Origin of the sequence: Aeromicrobium sp. (assembly GCF_049586495.1) — a bacterium.
GTDB lineage: Bacteria > Actinomycetota > Actinomycetes > Propionibacteriales > Nocardioidaceae > Aeromicrobium.
On record NZ_JBAVCB010000234.1, the window covers coordinates 1 to 3970 of the forward strand.

General features: G+C 66.2%; 2 protein-coding genes. One reads left to right on the forward strand and one right to left on the reverse strand.

Annotated elements, in window-relative coordinates:
• Nucleotides 1-197 (forward strand): zinc-binding dehydrogenase (locus WB508_RS12105; protein WP_423845136.1); only part of this gene is annotated, 197 nt, incomplete at its 5' end.
• Here the strand turns inward: WB508_RS12105 and WB508_RS12110 are convergent.
• Entirely contained in the window at nt 190-3969 is a 3780-nt protein-coding gene (locus WB508_RS12110) for a multifunctional oxoglutarate decarboxylase/oxoglutarate dehydrogenase thiamine pyrophosphate-binding subunit/dihydrolipoyllysine-residue succinyltransferase subunit (RefSeq protein ID WP_423845137.1), read from the reverse strand. The genes WB508_RS12105 and WB508_RS12110 overlap by 8 nt on opposite strands.
• Between the last annotated feature and the right edge of the window lies 1 nt (nt 3970).

Genomic DNA, 3970 nt, shown 5'->3' on the forward strand with positions numbered 1-3970 from the left:
TCTTCTTCCGGCAGATCAAGGTGCACGGATCGACCATGGGCACGCGCGACGAGCTCGACGCCCTGGCCCGCTTCATGGCCGAGACTGGCACCCGACCACTGGTGGAACGGGTGCTCAGCATGGATCAAGCCGCCGACGGCATTCGCGCCGTCAAGGACGGTGACGTCTTCGGCAAGGTCGTCCTGACGCTCAGCTGAACGCTAGATCCATCAGCTGGTTGTGCTCGGTGACGTGACGGCTGTGCGAGCCGACTGAGGTCGTGGACGATTCGGGACGCGACACACGCAGCAGAGGCAGCCCGCCGAACTCCCCGCTGAGGTTGAGCGCGACGTGCGGCCATGGGCCCTGGTTGGCCGGCTCGTCCTGCACCCAGCGGACCTCGGTGGCGTTGGTGTAGCGGGCCACTTCGGCGTTGAGCTCGTCGACCGGACGCGGATACAGCTGCTCCAGTCGCACGATCGCCGTCGAGGTCGACTCCCGCTTCTTGCGCTCGGCGACCAGCTCCCAGTAGATCTTGCCGGAGCAGATCAGCACCGTCTCCACGGCGTCGGCGTTGGCGGTCTCGTCGCCGATCACCGGGCGGAAGCTTCCGCTGGTGAATTCCTCGGGCGTCGATACGGCCGCCTTGTTGCGAAGCATCGACTTCGGGGTGGCCACGATCAGCGGACGGTGCTCGTCCTCGAACGCCTGACGACGCAGGAGGTGGAAGTACGACGCGGGGGTCGAGGGCTGTGCGACGGTCATGGACCCATCGGCGCACAGGTCGAGGAACCGCTCGAGGCGGGCCGACGAGTGGTCCGGTCCCTGTCCCTCATAGCCGTGCGGCAGGAGCAGGACGACGCCTGACTTCTGCCCCCACTTGGTCTCACCGGCGGAGATGTACTCGTCGATGACCGACTGGGCGCCGTTGACGAAGTCGCCGAACTGGGCCTCCCACATCGTGAGCGCCTCCGGCCGGGCCACCGAGTAGCCGTACTCGAAGCCGAGGGCGGCGTACTCGCTGAGCAGCGAGTCGTAGATGTAGAACGTCGCCTGGTCCTCGCTGACGTTAGCCAGCGGCGTCCACTCCTGGGCGTTCTCGCGGTCGATGATCGTGGCGAAACGGGTGGTGAACGTGCCCCGTCGGCTGTCCTGGCCGGCCAGACGGACAGGTCGGCCCTCGGCCAGCAGCGACCCCATGGCGATGATCTCGCTGGTGCCCCAATCGATCGGGCCAGCGGTGATCGACGCGGCCCGGCGCTGCAGCTGCGGCAACACCTTCGGGTGGACCGTGAAGCCCTCCGGCACGTTGGTGTACGAGTCGCTGATGGCCTTGAGCATCTCGGGCGTGATCGAGGTGACCAGCTCGCCGCTGTGCTCAGGCTTCTCCGGATAGCCGGGGGTGCGCATGTACTCGGGGTCAGCGACGGCTTCCTTGACCTCGACGAAGTTGCGCTCCAGCTGAGCCTGGTAGTCGGTGAGAGCCGCCTCGGCTTCCTCGAGGGTGATGTCGCCTCGACCGACCAGAGCCTCGGTGTACAGCTTGCGTACCGACTTCTTGGCGTTGATCGTGTCGTACATCAGCGGCTGGGTGAAGCTGGGGTCGTCGCCCTCGTTGTGTCCGCGTCGGCGGTAGCAGACCAGATCGATCACGACGTCCTTGTGGAAGGTGCGTCGGTACTCGTAGGCGAGCTGAGCCACCCGGATGCATGCCTCAGGATCGTCTCCGTTGACGTGGAACACAGGTGCCTGGATCATGCGAGCGACATCGGTGCAGTAGGTCGACGAGCGGGACGACGACGGCGCCGTCGTGAAGCCGACCTGGTTGTTGACGATCACGTGGATCGTTCCTCCGGTGCGGTATCCGCGCAACTTGGACAGATTCATGGTCTCGGCCACGACGCCCTGACCGGCGAAGGCCGCGTCGCCGTGCACCAGCACGGGCAGCACGGGGAACTCCTCGCCGCGGTTCAGGCGGTCCTGCTTGGCGCGGGTGATGCCCTCGAGCACCGGGTCCACGACCTCCAGGTGCGACGGGTTGGCCGCGATCGACACCTTGATGGTGTCGCCGTTGTCGGCGGTGAACTTGCCCTCGACGCCCAGGTGGTACTTGACGTCGCCAGACCCCTGGACCGTGCGGGGGTCGATGTTGCCCTCGAACTCCCGGAAGACCTGGCTGGCGCGCTTGCCGGCGATGTTGACCAGAGCGTTGAGCCGCCCACGGTGCGCCATGCCGATGCAGACCTCCTCGAGGTTGTCCGCGGCGGCGCCCTCGCAGATCTCGTCGAGCAACGGGATCGTGGTTTCGCCGCCCTCGAGGCTGAAACGCTTCTGACCGACGAACTTGGTCTGCAGGAAGGTCTCGAAGGCCTCGGCATGGTTGAGCTTTTGCAGGATGCGCAGCTGCTCCTCGCGCGGCGGCTTGGTGTGCGGCCGCTCGATGCGCTCCTGGAACCAGGTGCGTTCCTCGGGCTCTTGGATGTACATGTACTCGACGCTCATCGTGCGGGCGTACGAATCCCGCAGGATGCCGAGGATCTCACGCAGCTTCATGAAGCGTTTGCCGTTGCCGAACGTTCCGGTGGCGAACTCCCGGTCGAGGTCCCACAGCGTGAGGCCGTGCGAAGCGGTGTCGAGATCGGGGTGGATGCGCGGCGTGTGGTCGAGCGGATTGGTGTCGGCCATCAGGTGTCCGCGCACGCGGAAGGCGTTGATCAGCTCGAGGACACGGGCCTGCTTGTGGACCTCGTCGTCGTGACTGACCGCGATGTCCTGGGCCCAGCGGATCGGCTCGTACGGGATCTTCAGGGCGCTGAAGATCTCGTCGTAGAAGTTGTCCTCGCCGAGCAGCATCTGGTGGATCCGCTTGAGGAACTCTCCGGACTGGGCGCCCTGGATGACGCGGTGGTCGTAGGTCGAGGTGAGGGTGACCATCTTCGAGATAGCCATCTGGGCGATCGTGTGTTCCGACGCACCCTGGAACTCCGGCGGGTACTCCATCGAGCCGACGCCGACGATGACGCCCTGACCCGCCATGAGTCGCGGCACGGAGTGATTCGTGCCGATGCCGCCCGGGTTGGTGAGCGACAGCGTGGTGCCCTGGAAGTCGCTGACCTCGAGCTTGCCGTCACGAGCCTTCTTGACCATGGTCTCGTAGGCCGACCAGAACTGGACGAAGTTCATCGTCTCTGCTGCCTTGATCGATGGCACCAGCAGCTGGCGCGTGCCATTGGGCTTCTGCAGGTCGATGGCCAGACCGAAGTTGACGTGCTCTGGCTTGAGCTGGACCGGCTTGCCTTGGTCGTTGGTCTCGTAGCCGGTGTTCATCTCCGGCATCGCGGCGGCGGCCTTGACGACGGCGTAGCCGATCAGGTGCGTGAATGAGACCTTGCCGCCTCGGGCGCGGGTGAGGTGGTTGTTGATGACTGTGCGGTTGTCAAACAGGAGCTTGACGGGCACAGACCGCACGCTGGTGGCGGTGGGCACCTCGAGGCTGGCATCCATGTTCTGCGCGGTTCGGGCGGCTGCGCCCCGCAGGACGACCTTCTCGACCTCGCCGGGCCCGGCCGGTTCGGCGGTGGCCGATTTGGCAGCTGGGGTCTTGGCGGAAGCCTTCGCCGAACCGGTGGTGGATTCGGTCTTCTTGAGCTCAGGGGCGTTCGGAGCCGGGGTGGGGTCAGGCGTCTGCTTCTGCAGAGGTGTCGTGCCTCCGTCCTGGGGGGCGGCAGGCGGCGCGGGCGACTCGACATGATCCGGGCCGGCGGCCTGCGCCTGGGGTTCGTGAGTTTCGGGCGCCGGGGTCGTGCCATTGGTCGGCGGCCGGTCTGCCGAAGCGCCGGGCGTGCCGCCCTTGGCGAAGAAGTCGGCCCAGGCGGCGTCCACCGACTTCGGGTCCTCGGTGTAACGGTCGTACATCTCCTCGACCAGCCACTGGTTGGTTCCGAAGTCTGGGCTGGGGGTGTCCTGCGAGGTCTCGGCCACGGCCTCGATC